This window comes from Rhizobium oryzicola, from assembly GCF_030504645.1.
Taxonomy (GTDB): Bacteria; Pseudomonadota; Alphaproteobacteria; order Rhizobiales; family Rhizobiaceae; genus Neorhizobium; species Neorhizobium oryzicola.
On record NZ_JAUKWQ010000001.1, the window covers coordinates 490,253 to 510,389 of the forward strand.

The window sequence follows — 20,137 nt, forward strand, 5'->3', positions numbered from 1 at the left end:
GGGTCATCCCATGACATTCCTCGCAAACTATCTGCGCCCCGAAGGCGACCCGAAGATCGTCTCGACCGGCACAAGCTCGCTCAGTTCATCAGACTCCCTTGCACGTGCGCTTGGCTGGTTCAGCATTGGGCTTGGTCTTGCGGAGCTGCTGGCGCCGCACAAACTCACCTCTGCTCTCGGCATGCGCGGCAAGGAGGGGCTGGTGCGGGCCTATGGCGCCCGCGAGATCGCCAGCGGCATGCTCACTTTATCGTTGGACAAGCAGGCGGGTCTGGTCAGCCGCGTGGCGGGTGATGGGTTGGATATTGCGACGCTGCTTCCGGCGCTTTCCCACGACAATCCGAAGCGGGAGAATGTGGGCTTCGCTTTGACCATGGTGGTCGGCATCACGCTGCTCGACATCATTGCGGCCCGGGCCACCACCAACCGTCATGCAAGGCCGTGGGCAACGGGGGCGATCCGCACCTATGGCGACCGCAGCGGTTTTCCGGGCGGCGTGGCCGCTGCACGCGGCGCCGCCGTGAAGAAACTATCCGATATGCGGCCTTCCGCAGACTCCGCGCAGCCATCGAGCACGCCGCGACCGGTATGATGAGGGCGCAGAGGTAGGTATGGTTCAATGCCTACCTCTGTTGTCGTTATCGCGACGCGAAGCCGGGATTGCTTTGCAGCATCACTCTAAAAATTTATGAATTTTAGGAGGTGGCATAAGTCTGGTGTGGCCGAATCGTTTTATAAAATAGGCGTGTTGTGAATAACACGAGCTTTGCTTGTAAAACTCAGACCCCACCGGAAGAATCCGCCATGAAAAAAATCCTTGCAGTTACCTTGGCTCTTGCGCTGCTGAGCCCCGTTTCTTCTTTCGCAAAGTCTACAAACCTGATGTTCCCCAGCGAAAAGCCGGTGGCAAGCATCTCCATTCCTTCCGAATGGGAACCGGAAGAGACGGAAAGCGGTATTCAGGCGACGTCGGAAGATGGCGCCGTCTATATCGCAATTGATGTTGCGACCTCGCGCACCAGTGATCGCGTGATTGATGAAGCGATAGCCTTTCTGGACAAGAACGGCGTGACGATTGATGCGTCCACGCAGAAGAAGACGGACGACAAGATCAACGGCATGGACACCACAATCTTCAGCTGGGAGGGCAAGGATGACGATGGTCCAGTCAATATCGGTCTCGCTGTCCTGTCGCCCAAGCCGGACAAGCTGCTTCTCATCACCTATTGGGGTACCAAGGGAGAGCAGGAGAAGCACGGCGCGGAGCTGGATGGGATCCTGAACTCGCTGCATCCCGCAGGCAACTGATTATGTTGGGCAGCGCGAAACGGCGCTGCCTAATTACCCTCTGCAAGAGCGTGCGATGACCGCTGGGCCTACCGAATCGGCTTGGCCGGCTTTTTCGGGGCGACAGCAATGGTGGCTGGTTGAGCAACTGGCGGAGCTATGTCGGGAACCGCCTCGCCCCAGGACGTGATGGGCTTGTTATCCTTCGTCAACACCCGGATGTCATACAGCGCCAGCGATGCCTGCAACTGGTTGGCATCCGTGCACTTCTGGATCAAGCCGCCGATATAGCGGATGCAGTCATTCGTCGTGCCTTCCACCGAGCCCGTGGCCCAATCCTTGATAACGCCATCCTGTCCCACAAGAAAATAGGAGAGGCGATTACGATGTGAAACGGTCTCATGCCCCACCAGACCGCCGAAATTGGATTTGGTCTCCGTGCGGGCACCCGGCGCAATATGACGATAGATCGTCATACCGTTGGTAAGGCGGGTCATGCCGATCATCGGCCCGAAGACCGGCCCGGAGCCGGACATCTGCATCAGCGGATTTCTTTCGTATCCCTCGACCTCCGCATAGGTCTTTCCCATCACCGATCCCGTATAGGAGCGGTTTGCCGCATTCTCCACCTTGTCCATCGTTCCTGAGCAGCCAGCCAAAAAGCCGGCAAGTAAAACCACTGAAACCGGAATCAAACGCATGCTAGGATCCCCAATCTAAGCAACCGCTAATCTCTTGTAATATTCACCACCACTTATTCCATGCTACAAAATAGCCATTGTGGCGAACAGAGGCAGCAGATGCGGTGATCGGGATTATTTGAGCCGCGACGGGAATTTTCGTCCATCATTTTCCGGGGGAGAGCAGGCTGTCGCATGAAACGCTGAAATGCTAATTCACGGTTCTGGTTCGCAGGAAAGGCATTGAATGACCGGCTCGAATAGCGAAGGAAAGGCGAAGGGTTTTGCAAAATCCGGTTTTCGCAGCTTCGGCGCCAGTCGGTTCTTCGTCAGGGAAAATGCGGTCGTCAGTTTTCTGGCACGGGTTCCGGCATTTCGCGATGCCGTGCATGGTAGCACAACCGGCCAGAAACTTTTTGGTTATACGGCAGCGGTGATTATCTCGGGCTTTGCCAGCCTCGTTCGCTTTTTGGTGGATGACTATCTGCCGCCAGGCTTCCCCTATCTGACCTTTTTTCCGGCCGTTATTCTGACCGGCTTTTTCTTCGGCATCTATCCGGCCATGCTGACCACGCTGATTTCGGGGATTGTGGCCTGGTACTGGTTCATTCCGCCGGTCGAGAGCTTTGCACTGACGCCTCAATCGATCACGGCGCTTGCCTTCTATGTCGCCGTGATTTCGATCGATCTTGGTCTGCTACAGCTCCTTCTCAATGCCTATAGCGCGCAGATGCGGGCAACCGAAGAGCTGACAAAGAACCTGCAACTGCAGCAACTGGTCTCGGAAGAGGTCGATCATCGCATGAAGAACCTGCTGGCCACCACCAGCGGGCTCATTGCACTCTCGCAACGTTATGCGACCACGCCCCAACAGCTTGGCACGCAACTGCGGCAGCGCATCCAGGCAATGGGCCATTCCATCAGCCTGTTGCGCGGTTCCTTGCATGGTGGGCAGTCGGATATTCGCGATGTAATCATCGCCGCCTTGGAGCCGCTTGGCCTTTCGCGCGGCGACCGGCTGGCCTTTGAGGGAGAACAGATCAGCCTCAACGGCTCCTCAGTGATTGCGCTCAGCCTCATCATGCATGAACTCGGCACCAATGCGTTCAAATACGGCGCACTGTCCAGCGATCATGGCCGTATCCTCCTCACCTGGAACACTCGCCGGGTAGAGGCGGAGGATGCCGAAGCTGATGAAACTTTCGTTGATCTCGCCTGGCAGGAGCAAGGCGGTCCCGCAGCAACGGCACCGGAAAGTCATGGCTTTGGTACGGAGCTTGTCCGGCGCATGGGGCAGAGCCTGGGCGGCGAATGCCATTTCGAATATGCGCCGAGCGGCCTGGTCGTGCGCTTCACGATGCGGCTTGCCAGCATACAGGCTTGAGAGGGCGCTTGGCGCCCTCTCATTCATAGACTTAGGCGGTCTTGATGCCTGAAGAGCCAATGCTTGTGGAAGATTTGGCTGGGACCTTGGCAGTCACGGGACCATCGCGACTGACATCTGCAGGTGCCAGCCATTTGTCCCGTTCCCGCCACAGCGCCGGGATGGCGAGAAGCGCGATGCACACGCCGGCGATAGCCGTCTTGCTCAGTTCCGAAAGTTCCGGTGTACGGCCATCGAAATAGTAGACGGCGTAGACGATCCCGACATGCCAGACGTAGACGTAAAGCGAATGACGGCCGAGCAATTGTAGGAAGCGCAGGGACAGAACCGAGATGATGGCATTGGCGATTGTCTGAACCCATGGCGAGCGATGACGCGGGCCTGCAATGATCAGCCAGGTGATCAGCGTCGCCGCAGCGGCGAAGTTGATGAGATAGACCGGGCCGAAATCGGCGCGGATTTCCATCGTCGCGAACTTGCTGACCAGTTCCGCCGGCATCAGGCCGTGGGCCGTCATCACCCGAAGTGGCAGGAAGAAGCCGCAGATCAGTGCACATATCGTCGGGATGAACGTGTTCTCCGGCGAGAAGATGCGGCCCCATTCGATACGGTTCAGCGAGGTCAGCGCACCGAGGACGAGACCAGAATAGAAAACGATCTGCCAGCCGAGCAGGTTGAAGGACACGCGGATGCCCTGGTCGTCCGGGCGCATAAAGAAGCTGTTGAGCGGATCCGTCACCAGCTTCTGCAGGCCGAGCTGCCCGGCCATCCAGAGAATGAGGGAGCCTGCCATCACATGCGCCCACTTGCCGTCGATCACGAGCTTTACCAACATGGGCGCAAAGATCATATAAATGATGTACTGCGGCAGAATATCCATGAAGGTCGGCTGGTAGACGAAGGTGGCGATTGCCGCAAGACGGATCGGGTCATCGAACGTGGTGTAGCCCAGCCAGTTGAACCAGATGTAATAGGCGCCCGGCAGAACCATCTGGATTGCGAGCACGCACAGTATCAGGCCCATTGCATAGCGGTAAAGTTCGAAGGCGCGGGAGTAGATCGCCTGACGACCGGCCGCATAACCGTTCTTTGCCATCTTGCGCACGTAAACCATGCCGATCAGCAGGCCTGACAAAAAGACGAAGCCCTGCGCATCCTCCACGAATGCCAGCTGGTTATGGTTGATATTCACCAACCAGTAGCCGCCGGCAAAAATCAGGTGATTGATCAGCATAAAGACGAGGAAATATCCCCGCATTCCATCGATCAGGTCATAGCGTTTCATCGGTGGCGTCTCCGTCTTGGCTCAAGCCCGATGGTCACAACCAGTGGGTCCGAGCCGCCGCTCGCGGGTGGCAAGTGTCGGCGTGTAACGCGGCATGAGATGGACGGTTCCGCCGCAGAGACCTCTCAAAACAGGAACAAATTGTCACAAAATTGTCAGCACTCTTAAAAACCGAGATTCACTCGGCAGCGATACGCCTCGCGCTCGCCATCTGGGCCAGAAAGGCCCGAAGGGCTGCGGGTTTGACCGGCTTGTGCTGGAGGGTCAGACCATACACTTCGACCTGTGTGCGGACATCCTGTCCGCGATCGGCCGTGATAACGAGACCGGGAATGGCACTGCCGAACAGCGAACGCAGTTTGACGATTGCCTCAATGCCGGTTCCGTCGTCCAGATGATAGTCTGCAATGGCAATATCCGGCGCGCTTCCGCCACTTGCGGCCAATCGCTCGACAGCCGCCATCGATTCGGCCTGAAGCACGGTGCAGCCCCAGCCGGAAAGAAGGAGCGACATGCCCTCCAGGATGCGCGGCTCGTTATCGATGCAGAGTACCTTGAGGCCGGAAAGAGGCTGGGGCGCCGCCGGAGCCGCGGTATCGGTCGTGGCCGGTCGCATGGCGTTGACATCGCGCGGGATCTTTACCCGGAACAGCGTGCCCTTGCCGGGTGTCGAGATCAGCTCCACCGGATGCGACAGCACGCGTGAGATGCGATCCACGATGGACAGCCCGAGCCCCAGACCGGCTGCCGTTCTTGCACCTTCCTCCAGCCGCGCAAACTCCTTGAAGACCGTGCGGTATTTCGAGGGCGGTATGCCGATGCCGGAATCCATCACCTCGATAATGGCGTCCTTGCCGCGGCGACGCACCCCGACGATCACCTTGCCGCTCACCGTGTATTTGATGGCGTTCGACACGAGGTTCTGGATGAGGCGACGCAGCAGGTTGGGGTCGGTGCGCACCTGTAGCGAAGTCGGCATGACCTTGAACTTCAGCTTTTTCTCACGTGCGATTGGGGCGAAATCCGTCTCGATCCGCTTCAAAAGGTCGTCCAACGGCACGGAGGAAAGACGCGGCTTCATGGCCCCCGTATCCAGCCGGGAGATGTCGAGAACAGCGCCGAGAATGCTCTCGACCGACTCCAGCGCCGAATCGATGTTACGGACGAGCGAACTGTTGTCCGAATCGCCCAGGCGCTCCACCAGAGCGGAGGAATAAAGACGGGCGGCGTTCAGGGGCTGGAGGATGTCGTGACCGGCGGCCGCGAAGAACCGCGTCTTGCCAAGGTTCGCCTCATCTGCCGTGGCGCGCGCTTCCGCCAGCTCCCGGTTGACATGGGTCAGTTCCGCCGTGCGCTCCGCCACGCGTTGCTCAAGCGTCTCGTTGATCTGGCGCAGCGCTTCGGCTGCTGCAACCCGGTCCGTAATGTCAGTGTAAGTGGCGACGATACCTTTGTCCGGCATTGCGTTGGAGCGCACTTCAATGATGCTCTCACCGGCACGCAGCACCAGGGTAAATGGCGTGTCCAGCGTCTTAAACTGCTCGATGACAGCGTCCCTGTCGTCAGGCGCAACGTCACCCCGTTCCGTCAGAATCTCTACGATATCCTGCAGCGGAAAGCCCACTTGACCCACCTGCTCCGGCAGGTCGAGAAGGTTGCGAAAGCGCCGGTTCCAGATGGTCAGCCTGTCCGTGCTGTCGAAGACGGCAACCCCCTGGTCCATCTGGGAGAGCGCAGTCTGCAGCATATCCTGATTGTATTGTAGCGCTTCGCTGGCTTGGTCCAGTAGCCAGGCCGTATCGGCATTGGTGTCTTCCGCCTTTTGCAGGATCAGCGACAGCACCAGCCGTGCGGAAGAGGAGCCGATGGCACTGCCCAGCACCTGCTCAGAAAAATGGATGAACGCCATGTCGGCGGCGTCTTCGTCACCCAGCTTTCGGCCAATCGTGCGTTCGTAATTGGCAAAGGATCGGCGCATGCGCTCTTCACCAAGATAGCGGGCAATGGCGGCCTTGAGGTCACCAACGCTGACCCGTGTCTTCCAGCCGCGCGTCGCAAATTGGGAGCGCAGATGCCGTTTCACGAAAATGCCTGCCTGCAGGCGCTCCACCGGCTTCGGGTTGCGCGACAGGGAGCCGATGACGAAGGCCACGCTGTTGATGATCAGGCTGAGAAGGACGGCATTGACGAGCGAATCCGATGTCGGCCCCGAAAACAGTCCGGTGCCGGGAAGCAGAAAGTCCAGGATCATGGCGGCAAGCGCGGAATTGTCCGGTCCGCCGAGACTAGGCACGAAGAGCAGATAGGCCCAGGTGAGGAAGCCGAGGCTCATGCCCATGATGGCGCCGCGCGCATTGGCGCGCCGCCAGAACAGGCCGCCGAACAGGGAGGGTGCCATCTGTGCTATGGCCGCAAAGGCTAACAGGCCAATGGAGGCAAGGCCCGACTGGCTGTTGGCAGAACGGTAATAGGCATAGCCGAGCAGCAGCACGACGAAGATGGAGAAGCGGCGGATGCGAAGCAGCGTTCGGGCAAAATCCTGCCGCTGCCCGACCGATGTCATCAGGCGCCGCCGCAGGAAGATCGGCACGATGATATCGTTGGAGACCATGATGGAGAGCGCGACCGAAGCCATGATCACCATAGCCGTCGCAGCAGAAAAACCACCGATGAAGGTGATCATTGTCACCAGCGGCATCTCGTGTTTCAGCGGCAGCAGAAGCACGTAAAGGTCTGCATTGCCGGAACCTCCAAAGGTCAGCAGACCCGCAAAAGCAACCGGGAGGACGAAGATATTGATGCCGACGAGATAGGCAGGCAGCAGCCATCCCGCCATCTTCAGTTCGGAGGCCGTCCGGTTCTCCACGACGGTGACATGGAACTGGCGCGGCAACATGATGATGGCAAAGCCGGAAAGGCCGATCAGCAGCAGCCAGCGGGCAAAGGGCGTGTGATAGGAGAGGGCGCTTTCCACCAGCGGGTTCGCGGCCGCCTGCGCCCAGAGGTCCGACGGGCCGTTGAACAGCAGGAAGATGACGGAGAGGCCGATGGTACAGAAGGCGATCAGCTTAACCAGTGATTCCATGGCAATTGCCAGGATCAAGCCGTCCTGATGCTCCGTCGCATCCGTATGGCGCGTGCCGAACATGACGGCAAAGCAGGCCATCATGACCGTGACGATCAGGGGAAGATCGATGAAGTAGAGATTGCCGTTGCCAATCCCGTAATCCAGGGGATTGACCATGGCCGCGACTGAATTGGAAACGGCCTTCAGCTGGAGCGCGATATAGGGAACGGCTCCGACCAGGGAGATGACTGCGACGATCAGCGCGACTGCGGAATTCTTCCCGTAGCGCGCGGCGATGAAATCCGCCACCGAGGTCAGCTTCTCGGCTTTGGCCAGTTCGATGATCCGCCGCACCAGCGGCAGGCCAAGGGTGAAGGCGAGGATCGGTCCGATGTAGATGCCGGTGTATTCAAGGCCTCTTTCCGATGCGAGGCCCACGCCTCCGAAATAGGTCCAGGACGTGCAGTAGATGGCGAGGCTGAGGGCATAGACCACCGGTCGCCCGCGCTTTGGCACACCAAGCCTGCGGCTGCGCCGGTCGCCGTAACTTGCTACGGCAAACAGCAGCAGGATATAGGCGCATGCCGACAGCAATATGATCCAGCCAGGCAGCATCGGCCCTCCACGGACGGCGGGGATGGTCTATCCATCCCCCTGCGAAAGATACGATATCTGCCCCCGCTTGGAAATCGAGGCTGGTCTCGGCAAAAAGTCCAATGCGAGGTCTCTTTATAAGTGGCGATGCATCTTTTCACGGCCTGCCATCACGCTATGTTGGGCGACCGAAGTCATTTATGCATGGAGAGGGACCCGCATGTCAGTGATCGGCGAATTTCGAAGCTTTATTGCCAAGGGCAATGTGATCGACCTGGCGGTCGGTATCATCATTGGCGGCGCCTTTACGGGCATCGTCAACTCCCTGGTCAATGATGTCATCATGCCTGTCGTCAGCGTCGTCGTCGGCGGTATCGATTTTTCCAACTACTTCCTGCCGTTGAAGTCCACGGTGACGGCCACGACATTGGAGGCTGCCAAGGCGCAGGGGGCGGTCTTCGCCTATGGCAAGTTCCTGACAGTCGTCATCAACTTCGTCATCCTTGCCTGGATCATCTTCCTGATGGTCAAGGGCGTGAACAAGATCCGCGTTCACGAGGACAAGAAGCCGGCCGAGGCCACGCCTGCACCCCCGCCGGCAGATGTTCAACTGCTCACGGAAATCCGCGATATCCTGAAGACTAAGTGATACGCCTGTGCGCATCACCGAAATCGATGCGCATCTCAAGGATTGTCATGGGAATTTCTCCTCGGTCTGCGCTATGAACGGCGCAACCGTGGAGAAATTGTCCGATGACCTTTGTTGAACGCCTCAGCCCCCGCGCCCTTGCCACGCCGCAAAGCGGCATTGTCGAACTCGTCAATTATGCGCGCGGACGCCCCGGCCTCATTCCGCTTTGGGCCGGCGAGGGCGATCTGCCAAGCCCGCCTTTCATCAACCAGGCCACCAAGGATTCGCTGGATGCCGGCGAGACCTTTTACACCTGGCAACGGGGGCTGCCGGAACTGCGCGATGCCCTGTCGCGCTACTACCAGCGGCACTTTGATGTCAGCCTGCCGCGCGAACATTTCTTCGCCACCAGCTCGGGAATGCATGCCATCAACATCTGCGTGCAGGCGCTGACATCGCCCGGCGATGAAGTCATCTATCTTTCGCCAAGCTGGCCGAACATTGTCGCGGCTATCGGCGTGGCTGGCGCCAAGGCCGTTGGCCTGCCGCTGAGTTTCGTCAATGGCGGTTGGCAGGTGGATGTGGACAAGCTGGAAGCGGCAATCACGCCGCGCACCCGTGCGCTCTTCATCAATACCCCTTCGAACCCGACCGGCTGGACGGCAACCCATGATGACCTGCGCGCCATTCTTGCGGTTGCGCGCAAGCACGGGCTCTGGATCGTCGCCGACGAGATCTACGCGCTCTATTACTTCCGCGATGGCGGTCGTGCGCCGTCCTTCATGGATGTGCAAGAGCCGGATGATCTGATCATCTACGCCAATTCCTTCTCCAAGAACTGGTCCATGACCGGCTGGCGCGTCGGCTGGATCGTAGCGCCCCCGGCCATCGGTCAGGTGCTGGAAAACCTCATCCAGTATTCGAGTTCTGGCCTCACACCCTTCATGCAACGTGGCGCGATTGCGGCCCTCGATCATGGCGATGAGTTTGTCCGTTCCAATATCGAACGGGCGCGTACGTCGCGCGATCTGCTCTGCGATGCACTGATTGCCACCAACCGTGTCGAGACACTGAAGCCGGATGGCGCGATCTACGCCTTCCTGAAGGTCGATGGCATAGACGATCCCCGTAAAGCGGCCTTCGATATCGTCGACAAGACGCTGGTGGGTCTGGCGCCTGGCACGGCGTTTGGTATGGGCGGCGAAGCCTTCCTGCGTGCATGCTTCCTGCGCGATCCCAATCAGATCACGGAAGCAGCCGGCCGCCTGGCTGACTATATCAAGCGCCTCTGAGGTTCTTCGCTAAACTTTTACCTAAAATCGAAAGCTCCTGTTTTCGATGAACGGAACAATAGCTTACCGGAGCGTGTCCCGGTAAGTTCTGATGAAGATCTCGCGTGTTTTCCTGCCGTCAACAAAAAGAAGGCAGGGAGTACGGCATGGCGGTCTTGGTGACTGGTGGAGCAGGCTATATCGGCAGCCACATGGTTTGGGCGTTGCTGGACGCGGGCGAGGACGTTGTGGTTCTCGATCGGCTGTCGACCGGCTTCCGTTGGGCTGTGCCGGATGCCGCGCGCTTTTATCAGGGCGATGTAGGCGATGCCGATATCCTGAAGCGGATATTCCACGAAAATCGTGTCGATGCGATCATGCATTTCGCAGGTTCGATTGTGGTGCCGCAATCGGTCGCCCATCCTCTTGAATATTATGACAACAATACGAGCAAGACGGGCGCACTTGCTGCCGCTGCCATCGAGGCCGGTATTCAACACTTCGTCTTCTCATCGACAGCGGCCGTTTATGGCGAGCAGCCGGACGATACCCCCGTTCGCGAAAGCGGAACGCTTGTTCCGAAAAATCCCTATGGAATGTCGAAGCTGATGGCGGAGATGATGCTGCGCGATGCCGCTGCAGCCTACCCCTTCCGCTATGTAGCGCTTCGCTATTTCAACGTAGCAGGAGCCGATCCCAAGGGGCGCACCGGTCTTTCGACGGAAGGTGCGACGCATCTCATCAAGATTACCTGCGAGGCAGCACTCGGCAAACGGGCCGGCGTCGACGTCTTCGGCACGGATTACCCGACGGCGGACGGCACCGGTATCCGCGATTACATCCATGTCAGCGATCTCGTTGCAGCGCATCTGAAGGCACTGAATTATCTGCGGCTTGGTGGCGAGCCTCTGGTGGCCAATTGCGGCTATGGGCGCGGTTACTCCGTCTTGGAAGTCATCAACGCTGTCGAGAAGGTCAGCGGTCGCCATGTTGATGTGCGCTATGGACCGCGCCGCCCGGGCGATGCTGCATCGGTGATCGCGGATTCAACGCTTGCAAGACGGCTGCTCGGCTGGAAGCCACGCCATGATGATCTGACCGCCATCGTCAAATCTGCTCTTGCCTGGGAAGGCAAGCTGGATCTGCGCCGCAGACAGGAGGTTGCTCCCGGCCGCGAGCGCCTTGCACCACTAAGAGCCCTCAAGGCTTAAAACGAAGCAGCGTGTATGCAATGGATGGGTAGGTCGCCTTAGGCGACCATGCCCCAGTCGTCCATGTCGTCAGTGCCAAACATCCGCTCCAGGTTCAGGAAGCAGATCATGCCGTTGTCGTGCGCAATGATGCCGTCAGAGAAGGCCGCGCTCGAACCGGCAGCCGGCGGAACCGGCTGAAGGCGCTCTGTCGGGACCGTCATGATGTCAGACACACGGTCGACCAGCAGTCCCACCGTCATGCCCTTGATGTCGGTTACCACGATCGCGCTGCGCTCGTTGACTTCGGTATTGTGCATGCCAAGCTTCACCGCCAGATCCACGATCGGGATGACTGTGCCGCGCAGGTTCATAACGCCGATGACCTCATAGGGGGCGTGCGGCAGCGGTGTCACCGGTGCCCAACCGCGGATTTCGCGAATGGAGGTGGTGCGAATGCAAAATTCCTGCGCATGAAGACGGAAGGCTATGATTTCCAAAAGCCCGTCCGTGGTGATCTGCAGTGTCTTCATCAGAATTCCTCCCAGCTTTCCGCTTTGGGGGCAGCGTTCAGGTTGAGTGCCTTGGATACCTTGCCAACCATGCGCCGAACTGGAGACTCAACCGGGCGATGGGCTGGGGAGGCTGCGCTGGGGCCGGAATGGCCATAGCCGGAAGCGCTGCCGCCACCGATCTGGAATCGACCGACGAGCTGGCGAAGCTTGTCTGCTTCACCGGCCAGCGAGGCGCTGGCGGCGGTTGCCTGTTCCACCATGGCAGCGTTCTGTTGGGTGGTCTGGTCCATCTGGTTGACGGCGGTGTTGACCTCGGACAGGCCGACCGACTGCTCGCGGGCCGAGGTGGCGATTGCATCCAGCTGTCCATTGATCGAAACGACATAGCCGCCGATCATCTTCAGCGCATCGCCCGTGGCACTGACGAGCCTGACGCCATTTTCCACTTCATCCGCCGAGGTGCGGATGAGGTCCTTGATCTCCTTCGCCGCCTGGGCGGAGCGCTGGGCAAGCTCGCGCACTTCCTGGGCAACGACGGCAAAACCCTTGCCCGCTTCACCGGCGCGTGCGGCTTCGACGCCGGCGTTCAGCGCCAGCAGGTTGGTCTGGAAGGCGATCTCGTCGATGACCCCGATAATGTTGGAGATCTGGCTGGACGAGGCCTCAATGCGCTGCATCGCATTGACGGCATCCGCGACGACGGTTTCCGACTTCTCTGCGGACCTGTTGGCATCCATCGCCATCGTGCGCGCCTCTTCGGTGCGCTTCGAAGCATTGGTGACGTTGACGGTGATCTGATCCAGCGCGGCGGCTGTCTCTTCGAGCGAGGCCGCCTGCTGTTCGGTGCGCTTGGAAAGATCATTGGCGCTGGAAGACAGTTCGCGCGAGCCGCTGTCGATGGAGCGGGTGGCTTCGGCGACGGAAGAGAGGGTGTCGCGCAGTTGGGAGACTGCGAGGTTGAAGTCGTTGCGCAGGCCTTCGAAGTCAGACGCGAATGGACGCGACAGTTCGAAACCGAGATTGCCGCCGGCGAGCTGCTTCAGACCTTCGGCCAGGCCGGAGGTGGCTTCTGCCATCTCGGCAGCACGCTTGGCATCCGATGCCGCCACACGGGCGCGTTCGGCCTCGGTCATGTTGCGATTGCTTTCGGCTTCCGCTTCCAGAGCCTTGGCCTTCAAGCCGTTGTCCTTGAACACCTGCACGGCCTTGGCCATGGCACCCACTTCATCGCGGCGATCGGTTCCATCCACATTGGCCGACAGATTGCCGCCTGCCAGCACTTCCATCGTGGAAGCAAGGCCGCGGATCGGGGTCACCAACCAGGCGCGGATCAGGAAGAAGCCGAGTGCAATGATCGCAATAGCGCCCAGAATGACGCCGCCGACCGTCAGGCGCGATGTCGTAATCGAGGTTGCTGTCAGTTCGTCGCTGCGCTTGGCTGACGCTTCCACCGTCGCGTTGGTGACCTTGCTGACCTTGGCTGCAACATCATTGAAAGCTGCGCGACAGGTGGTCATGTAGGTCTGCTGCGCAGCGGCGATCTCTGCATCCTGTCGGGCCGCTTTGCCTTGGGCTATGGCTGCGGAGCAGGTGGAATCAAGCAGTTTTTCGCCCTCGGTCTTCAGCGTGACGACTTCTGGGTTGCTGCCGCTTGCTTTGATCGCCGTGTCAACGAATTTGCTAAAGGATTCGCGTGCATCCTTCAGATCCTTTTCCGCAAGCTCGGTGCTCTTGTCATCGCGCGCCATGATCAGTTCTGCAATCGCCGCACGCGAAGCCTGCAGAGCGCGATTGGTGCGTGCAGTGTAAAGCGCCACCGAGGAATCGTGATCGATGAGCGCGCTATATTCGTCATCAATTGTCATGATGCTGTGGCCGGCATAAAACGCCACGCCCGTCGCGAACACACCGAATAGCAGCATGATCGCAGTAAACTTACCAAGAATCGGAATATTTCTCATGCGCTCCTCACCACGTGCCAACTTGAACGGGTTGCCCGAAAAACCGGGCTTATCATTCAAAATGGGGCCGATTTGGTTAAGAAGCGGAAACCATAATGTACCAACTTATCGTCTGTGAGTTTTAGAGAAGCATGATATATTCCGACAGAATATCGCATGCAGAAGTGAGATCTGGCGACAGCCGTCAAAACAGGATCATGAAGAATTTTAGATGAGCTTAAGAAAATGGTGCTGCGAAAGAGGATTGAACTCTCGACCTCTCCCTTACCAAGGGAGTGCTCTACCACTGAGCTACCGCAGCATCCTGTGACCGGTCGGTGACCGCGTCGGAACGAGGGGCCTATTGCCATAGCTTGTTCGGGAGTGCAAGCCGCATTTTCCACTTTCGTGACGAAAGTGTGGACGGTAGGGACGTCTTTGGCTTGCTGCACATTTAGGATAAGAAAGCTCCATGAACGCTCAAGACGAATCGGATCGCCCTGCAAAGCCTGCGCCGTTTGATGCTGCGGAGCAGCGCCGCTTACGCTCTGCCCAGAAGCTGCGGGAAAACCTGGCGCGGCGCAAACAGCAGGCGCGCGCGCGCCGTGCCGGCGAGGCGGATCTGGTGGAGGGCCTGCCTGCCGCGCCCTCGCGTGACGGCGAATCATAAGTGTGTCTCCCTTGCGCGGTCGCTAATCGAATTGAAGCGCAGGGTGATTTCCGCTAAGGACGCGACACCTGAAGCATGGTCCGCGCAAAAGTGTATAGCGGTTTTGCGATAACGGCATGCGACGAGACAAAGGCCGAAGGCGCCTGACGGACAAAGAAAGGCGGGCAATCTGCCCGTTCGAGGATTTATGGATCGCATCAGAATTACCGGCGGCAATGAACTGCGGGGCATCATTCCTATTTCCGGGGCGAAGAATGCAGCCCTGCCGCTGATGATCGCCTCGCTGTTGACCAGCGATACCCTGACGCTCGAGAATGTGCCGCATCTGGCCGATGTCGAAGGGCTTCTGCGCATCCTCGGCAATCACGGTGTCGATATCGCCGTGAATGGCCGTCGCGAGCGCCAGGAAGACGGCTATTCCCGTACGATCCATTTCACCTGCCGCACGATTGCCGATACCACCGCTCCTTATGAACTCGTGTCGAAGATGCGCGCCAGCTTCTGGGTCATCGGCCCGCTGCTTGCCCGTGAAGGCAAGGCGCGTGTGTCGCTGCCCGGCGGCTGCGCAATCGGCACGCGCCCGGTCGATCTCTTCCTGGAAGGCCTGCAGGCGCTGGGTGCCGAGATCGACATCGATGCAGGCTATGTCAACGCGACGGCGCCGAAGGGCGGGCTCATCGGTGCGCATTACACCTTCCCCAAGGTTTCCGTCGGCGCCACGCATGTGATGCTGATGGCCGCGACACTGGCGCGCGGCACGACCGTGATCGAAAACGCAGCCCGCGAGCCCGAGATCGTCGATCTCGCCCAGTGTCTGACGGCGATGGGTGCAAAGATCTCCGGCGCCGGCACGAAAACCATCGCCATCGAAGGCGTCTCCTCGCTTTCGGGCGCGCGCCACCGCGTGCTACCGGACCGTATTGAAACCGGCACCTACGCCATGGCGGTTGCCATGACCGGAGGCGACGTGACGCTCGCCGGCACGCGCGCCAGCCTTCTGGATAATGCACTGGATACGCTTCGCCAGGCGGGAGCGGAAATCACCGAGACGGAAAGCGGCCTGCGCGTCGTGCGCAACGGCAATGGCATCCAGCCGGTCGATGTGGTGACAGAACCTTTCCCAGGCTTCCCGACAGACCTGCAGGCGCAGTTCATGGCGCTGATGACGCGCTCATCCGGCGTCTCCCATATTACCGAGACGATCTTTGAAAACCGCTTTATGCACGTGCAGGAGCTTGCTCGCCTCGGCGCCCGCATTTCACTTTCCGGCCAGATGGCCCGTGTCGAGGGCGTCTCGCGGCTGAAGGGTGCGCCTGTCATGGCAACCGATCTGCGCGCCTCCGTATCGCTGGTCATTGCCGGCCTTGCCGCCGAAGGCGAGACCATGGTCAGCCGCGTCTATCACCTGGATCGCGGTTTTGAGCGGCTGGAAGAAAAGCTGACCCGTTGCGGTGCCGTGGTGGAGCGCGTCAGCGAATAGCCTTCGCCTGTTGCTTAATCCCGTCGCGCATCCTATCTCCAAGGCTCTGGAACAGGCCGCCCCCGGGCGGCTACGGATGGTAGGTGGCGATGAGTGAACTGAAGCTTCTGGCGCTGGACAAGGATGACTTGCAGATCATTTCTGCGCATATGCAGGACAGTGTCTTCAAGGCTGGCGATATTGCCTGGACACCGCGCCGCGGCGATTTTTCGCTGGTGGTTAATCGCTTTGTCTGGGAAAAGGCAGTTCGCGAGAACAAGGGTTACGAACGCCGTCGTGCTGTGCTGACCTTCAAGCGCGTTCAGGCTGTCAGGTCTTTGGGCGTGGATCGCAGCGGTGCGGAAGAGGTCTATGCGCTGCTGGCGTTGCGCTTCGATCAGAACGGCGAGGGGCCGGACGGCACCGTGGAGCTGACGCTGGCCAGTGGCGCGGCGATCAGCCTCGATGTGGAATGTATCGAAGTGCAATTGGCCGATACCGGCGGGGTCTGGGGTACCAACAACCTGCCTGCCCACGGCGCTTGAGCTTCGATAGACTGTGATGTGAGTTGAGGGGATAGTCTTGGCAATTTGGCTTGATCAGGCGTCTGCGGATTTCGAGCAGCGGTTTTCGGCGTTTCTGCTGACCAAGCGGGAAGTCTCGGAAGATGTGAACGCAACGGTACGCGCCATTCTGGATGATGTGCGGACGCGTGGCGACAAGGCTTTGCATGACTATACCCTTCGCTTCGACCGGGTAGACCTGGCAACTGCCGGTCTCGCGGTCACGCAAGCCGAAATCGATGCCGCGTTCAACGTGGTCGATACTTCCGTCGTCGACGCCTTGAAGCTTGCCGCGGAGCGGATCGAGCGCCACCATGCCCGCCAGATGCCGAAGGACGATATCTACGAGGATGCGCTGGGCGTCGGTCTCGGTTCGCGCTGGACGGCCATTGATGCTGTCGGCCTTTATGTGCCGGGTGGTACGGCCGCCTATCCGAGCTCCGTTCTGATGAATGCCGTGCCGGCCCGCGTTGCCGGCGTGCCGCGTGTCGTCATGGTCGTGCCGGCCGGCGGCGGAGCAATCAACCCCGCCGTTCTGGTGGCCGCGCGCATCGCCGGTGTCTCCGAAATCTACCGCATCGGCGGCGCGCAGGCCGTCGCGGCCCTTGCCTATGGCACTGAAACCATTGCGCCGGTCGCCAAGATCGTTGGCCCGGGCAATGCCTATGTGGCAGCCGCCAAGCGGCAGGTGTTCGGCACTGTCGGCATCGACATGATCGCCGGTCCCTCAGAAGTGCTGGTCATTGCCGACAAGGAGAATGATCCCGATTGGCTGGCCGCCGATCTTCTGGCCCAGGCGGAACATGACGTCGGTGCGCAGTCGATCCTCATCACCGATGACCGGGCCTTGGGCGAGGCCGTGGAAACGGCTGTCGAGCGGCAGTTGAAGACCCTGTCACGTGCAGAAACCGCGGCTGCCAGCTGGCGGGATTTTGGCGCCATCATTCTGGTCGACGATCTGAAGGCTTCCGTGCCGCTCGCCAACCGTATCGCTGCCGAGCACCTGGAACTCGCCGTCGCCGATCCTGACAGCCTGATGGCCGATATCCGCAATGCCGGCGCCATCTTCGTCGGGCGTCACACGCCGGAGGTGATCGGCGATTATGTCGGTGGCTCCAACCACGTTCTGCCGACCGCCCGCTCTGCGCGCTTTTCCTCCGGTCTTTCGGTGCTGGATTTCGTCAAGCGCACGTCGATCCTCCGGCTTGGGCCGGATCAGTTGCGGGCGCTGGGGCCCGCCGCAATCACGCTCGCGCATTCCGAAGGCTTGAGCGCCCATGCGCGATCGGTGGCAATCCGGTTGAACCAGGGGTGAGCCATCGATGGCAGCGGGGGATTTTCGGCTATGCGACGTTGTGCTGGATGACAGCATTGGCCGCTCCACGCCGGATGTCGAACACGAACGCGCTGTCGCCATCTTCGATCTGATCGAGGAAAACCGGTTCGAGCCACTGGGTCATGCCGGTGGCCCCTACCGTCTGGATATCTCGCTGGTGGATACCAAGCTTGTCTTCAAGATCACCACGGAGACCGGCGAAGACGTCGCCACGCACATCCTGTCGCTGACGCCCTTCCGGCGGATCATCAAGGACTACTTCATGATCTGCGAGAGCTATTACCAGGCGATCCGCTCTGCCTCGCCCTCGCAGATCGAGGCGATCGACATGGGACGGCGCGGCATTCACAATGAAGGCTCCGATACGCTGCGCGAACGATTGAAGGGCAAGATCGAGATCGACTTCGATACAGCGCGCCGTCTGTTTACGCTCGTCTGCGTGCTCTATTGGCGGGGTTAGGCATGGAAGAGGCGCCTGCTTTCGAGACGCGGATCGACAAGCCGGGTTCCATTCTGTTCATGTGCGGCCAGAACTCCATCCGCTCGCCCATGGCCGAGGTTATTGCAAAACGCCTGCTGCCACCCGATATCTACATCCAATCGGCAGGCGTGAAGGCTGGAGAACCGGATCACTTCGTCGATACCGTCCTGCAGGAAATCGGTCTTGCCTTGCCACGTCACCAGCCGCGCACGCTGGAGGAGCTGGAGGATGATTATTTCGACGTCATCGTTACGCTGGCACCGGAGGCGCATCATTTCGCGCTGGAACTGACGCGATCGCAGCCTGTGGAGGTGATCTACTGGCCCTTGATCGATCCGACAGCGGTCGGCGGCGATAGCCGGGAGCAGATCCTCGACGCCTATCGCGCTGTTCGCGACCAGTTGTGGCGGCAAATCGAGGCGCGATTCGCAACACCCATATCCCACAGGATACAGAAGGTGTAAGAACCGGCGAATTCGGTGTTCACATGGTTCACAAACGGGCGGCAAACGTGTAGTTTCCGCGCAATTTTGAAACCGGCTGGCCTTTTCGCCGGCCGCATCCCTCTTAAACGACAGGAAGACAAGCTCTAGATGGCGAAAGAAGAAGTCCTAGAATTCCCGGGCATTGTGACGGAACTGCTGCCGAATGCAACATTCCGCGTCAAGCTTGAGAACGAGCATGAAATCATCGCGCATACTGCAGGCCGCATGCGCAAGAACCGCATCCGCGTTCTGGCGGGCGACAAGGTTCTCGTGGAAATGACCCCTTACGACCTGACCAAGGGCCGCATCACTTACCGCTTCAAGTAAGCAGGCGGTAGCCGGGATCTCAACCCTTCAGGAAAACCATGGCGCTGGAACACAAGCTCATCCTGGCCTCCGGATCGCCGCGACGCCTTGACCTCCTCAATCAGATGGGGATCAAGCCGGCGCGCCTGATGCCGATGGACATTGACGAGACACCGAAGCGGTCCGAGCATCCGCGTTCCCTGGCGCGCAGGCTTTCCACCGAGAAGGCGGAAGCAGCCTTTGCCGCCATTCGCGAAGATGCCACATGGCGGCAGAGCTTTATCCTCTCCGCCGATACGGTGGTGTCGGTCGGGCGGCGCATCCTCTCCAAGACCGAATATACGGATGAGGCGTCTTCGGCGCTGCATCTGTTGTCCGGCCGTGGACACAAGGTCTATACGGGCGTGTGCCTTGTGACGCCCGGCGGCCAGTTCCGCCAGAAGGTGGTGGAAACGAAGGTGCGCTTCAAGCGCCTTTCCCGCCGCGAGATCGATGCCTACCTGGCGTCCGATCAATGGCGCGGCAAGGCAGGCGCCTATGCCATTCAGGGCATTGCCGGCAGCTTCGTGCAGAAGCTGGTCGGCTCCTATACCAATGTCGTCGGCCTGCCGCTGTATGAAACGGCGCTTCTGCTGAATGGCGAAGGGTTCGATGTAGCCGCTCTTTGGGGCGAGGATTAATCCATGACGGACAACACCATCAACAATGGCGCAAAGGTTGAGCCCTTGCGCAAGGCACGCCCATGCCCGGAATGCGGAAAGCCTTCCGCCCGTGATCATTATCCCTTCTGCTCGGATCGATGCCGGACACTCGACCTTTCTCGCTGGCTGAACGGCGCTTATGCTATTCCCGTGGCTGACGATGAGAGCAAGGCGGACTTCCCGGACGAGCAGTAATACACAGCGCTCGGGCGAACCCCGCGCAGCTATTGGCGAGCGATAACAAGGGTTTGGCAAAGTTTTTCACGGGACTGTCAAAAAAGTTTTCAAACCT

At 59.6% G+C, this 20,137-nt stretch carries 20 protein-coding genes and 1 tRNA gene; 15 read left to right on the top strand and 6 right to left on the bottom strand.

All coding sequences use genetic code 11. The features are described from left to right. Window positions 1–10 precede the first annotated feature (10 nt). Window positions 11–592, top strand: coding sequence for a hypothetical protein (locus Q2T52_RS02425; RefSeq protein ID WP_302075082.1), 582 nt, complete (start codon window positions 11–13; stop codon window positions 590–592). Window positions 593–804: 212 nt separating this feature from the next. Continuing rightward, window positions 805–1,308, top strand: coding sequence for a histidine kinase (locus Q2T52_RS02430; protein ID WP_302075083.1), 504 nt, complete (start codon window positions 805–807; stop codon window positions 1,306–1,308). A 68-nt stretch (window positions 1,309–1,376) separates the two neighbouring features. Here the strand turns inward: Q2T52_RS02430 and Q2T52_RS02435 are convergent, their stop codons facing one another. Continuing rightward, a complete protein-coding gene (locus Q2T52_RS02435; RefSeq protein ID WP_302075084.1) occupies window positions 1,377–1,988 on the bottom strand; it encodes a hypothetical protein in 612 nt (203 codons plus the stop codon). A gap of 226 nt (window positions 1,989–2,214) precedes the next feature. Here Q2T52_RS02435 and Q2T52_RS02440 point away from each other — a divergent pair, with 226 nt between their 5' ends. Next, a complete protein-coding gene (locus tag Q2T52_RS02440; protein ID WP_302075085.1) occupies window positions 2,215–3,351 on the top strand; it encodes a sensor histidine kinase in 1,137 nt (378 codons plus the stop codon). A 31-nt stretch (window positions 3,352–3,382) separates the two neighbouring features. Here Q2T52_RS02440 and Q2T52_RS02445 read toward each other — a convergent pair whose 3' ends face one another. Further along, entirely contained in the window at window positions 3,383–4,636 is a 1,254-nt protein-coding gene (locus tag Q2T52_RS02445; protein ID WP_302075086.1) for an OpgC family protein, read from the bottom strand. A gap of 178 nt (window positions 4,637–4,814) precedes the next feature. After that, window positions 4,815–8,318 carry a PAS domain-containing hybrid sensor histidine kinase/response regulator gene (locus Q2T52_RS02450; RefSeq protein ID WP_302075087.1) on the bottom strand — a complete coding sequence of 1,168 codons (3,504 nt, stop codon included), beginning with the start codon at window positions 8,316–8,318 and terminating at the stop codon, window positions 4,815–4,817. Window positions 8,319–8,517: 199 nt separating this feature from the next. Here Q2T52_RS02450 and mscL point away from each other — a divergent pair, with 199 nt between their 5' ends. From mscL to galE, 3 genes are all read left to right on the top strand, one after another. Then, on the top strand, window positions 8,518–8,946 hold the full coding sequence (gene mscL, locus Q2T52_RS02455; protein WP_436799476.1) for a large conductance mechanosensitive channel protein MscL: 429 nt from the start codon (window positions 8,518–8,520) through the stop codon (window positions 8,944–8,946). A 104-nt stretch (window positions 8,947–9,050) separates the two neighbouring features. Continuing rightward, complete coding sequence (locus Q2T52_RS02460) at window positions 9,051–10,220, top strand: pyridoxal phosphate-dependent aminotransferase (RefSeq protein ID WP_302075088.1); 1,170 nt, start codon at window positions 9,051–9,053, stop codon at window positions 10,218–10,220. Window positions 10,221–10,366: 146 nt separating this feature from the next. Beyond that, a complete protein-coding gene (gene galE / locus Q2T52_RS02465; protein WP_302075089.1) occupies window positions 10,367–11,410 on the top strand; it encodes a UDP-glucose 4-epimerase GalE in 1,044 nt (347 codons plus the stop codon). 38 nt (window positions 11,411–11,448) lie between these two features. Here galE and Q2T52_RS02470 read toward each other — a convergent pair whose 3' ends face one another. From Q2T52_RS02470 to Q2T52_RS02480, 3 genes are all read right to left on the bottom strand, one after another. Continuing rightward, window positions 11,449–11,922, bottom strand: a complete 474-nt coding sequence (locus Q2T52_RS02470) for a chemotaxis protein CheW (protein WP_302075090.1) — start codon at window positions 11,920–11,922, stop codon at window positions 11,449–11,451. Further along, window positions 11,922–13,865 carry a methyl-accepting chemotaxis protein gene (locus Q2T52_RS02475; RefSeq protein ID WP_302075091.1) on the bottom strand — a complete coding sequence of 648 codons (1,944 nt, stop codon included), beginning with the start codon at window positions 13,863–13,865 and terminating at the stop codon, window positions 11,922–11,924. Before Q2T52_RS02475 ends, Q2T52_RS02470 begins: the two co-directional genes overlap by 1 nt. A 226-nt stretch (window positions 13,866–14,091) precedes the next feature. Continuing rightward, window positions 14,092–14,166: transfer RNA gene (locus tag Q2T52_RS02480), tRNA-Thr, on the bottom strand. A gap of 150 nt (window positions 14,167–14,316) precedes the next feature. On the opposite strand from Q2T52_RS02480, the gene Q2T52_RS02485 reads away from it, so the two are divergent. From Q2T52_RS02485 to yacG, 9 genes are all read left to right on the top strand, one after another. Further along, window positions 14,317–14,514 (top strand): hypothetical protein, encoded by a 198-nt coding sequence (locus Q2T52_RS02485; RefSeq protein ID WP_302075092.1) that lies wholly within the window; start codon window positions 14,317–14,319, stop codon window positions 14,512–14,514. A 187-nt stretch (window positions 14,515–14,701) separates the two neighbouring features. Further along, window positions 14,702–15,994, top strand: a complete 1,293-nt coding sequence (gene murA / locus Q2T52_RS02490; RefSeq protein WP_302075093.1) for a UDP-N-acetylglucosamine 1-carboxyvinyltransferase — start codon at window positions 14,702–14,704, stop codon at window positions 15,992–15,994. An 89-nt stretch (window positions 15,995–16,083) separates the two neighbouring features. Then, window positions 16,084–16,518, top strand: coding sequence for a DUF2948 family protein (locus tag Q2T52_RS02495; RefSeq protein WP_302075094.1), 435 nt, complete (start codon window positions 16,084–16,086; stop codon window positions 16,516–16,518). 37 nt (window positions 16,519–16,555) lie between these two features. After that, entirely contained in the window at window positions 16,556–17,851 is a 1,296-nt protein-coding gene (gene hisD / locus Q2T52_RS02500; protein ID WP_302075095.1) for a histidinol dehydrogenase, read from the top strand. A 7-nt stretch (window positions 17,852–17,858) separates the two neighbouring features. Continuing rightward, window positions 17,859–18,332, top strand: a complete 474-nt coding sequence (locus Q2T52_RS02505) for a UPF0262 family protein (protein WP_302075096.1) — start codon at window positions 17,859–17,861, stop codon at window positions 18,330–18,332. Window positions 18,333–18,334: 2 nt separating this feature from the next. Further along, window positions 18,335–18,817 (top strand): arsenate-mycothiol transferase ArsC, encoded by a 483-nt coding sequence (locus tag Q2T52_RS02510; protein ID WP_302075097.1) that lies wholly within the window; start codon window positions 18,335–18,337, stop codon window positions 18,815–18,817. Between the two features lie 129 nt (window positions 18,818–18,946). Then, window positions 18,947–19,165, top strand: coding sequence for a translation initiation factor IF-1 (gene infA, locus Q2T52_RS02515; RefSeq protein ID WP_007759621.1), 219 nt, complete (start codon window positions 18,947–18,949; stop codon window positions 19,163–19,165). A 38-nt stretch (window positions 19,166–19,203) separates the two neighbouring features. Beyond that, window positions 19,204–19,824: a Maf-like protein gene (locus tag Q2T52_RS02520; protein ID WP_302075098.1), complete on the top strand. Its 621-nt coding sequence runs from the start codon at window positions 19,204–19,206 to the stop codon at window positions 19,822–19,824. A gap of 3 nt (window positions 19,825–19,827) precedes the next feature. Further along, window positions 19,828–20,040 (top strand): DNA gyrase inhibitor YacG, encoded by a 213-nt coding sequence (gene yacG, locus Q2T52_RS02525; RefSeq protein WP_302075099.1) that lies wholly within the window; start codon window positions 19,828–19,830, stop codon window positions 20,038–20,040. Window positions 20,041–20,137 lie beyond the last annotated feature (97 nt).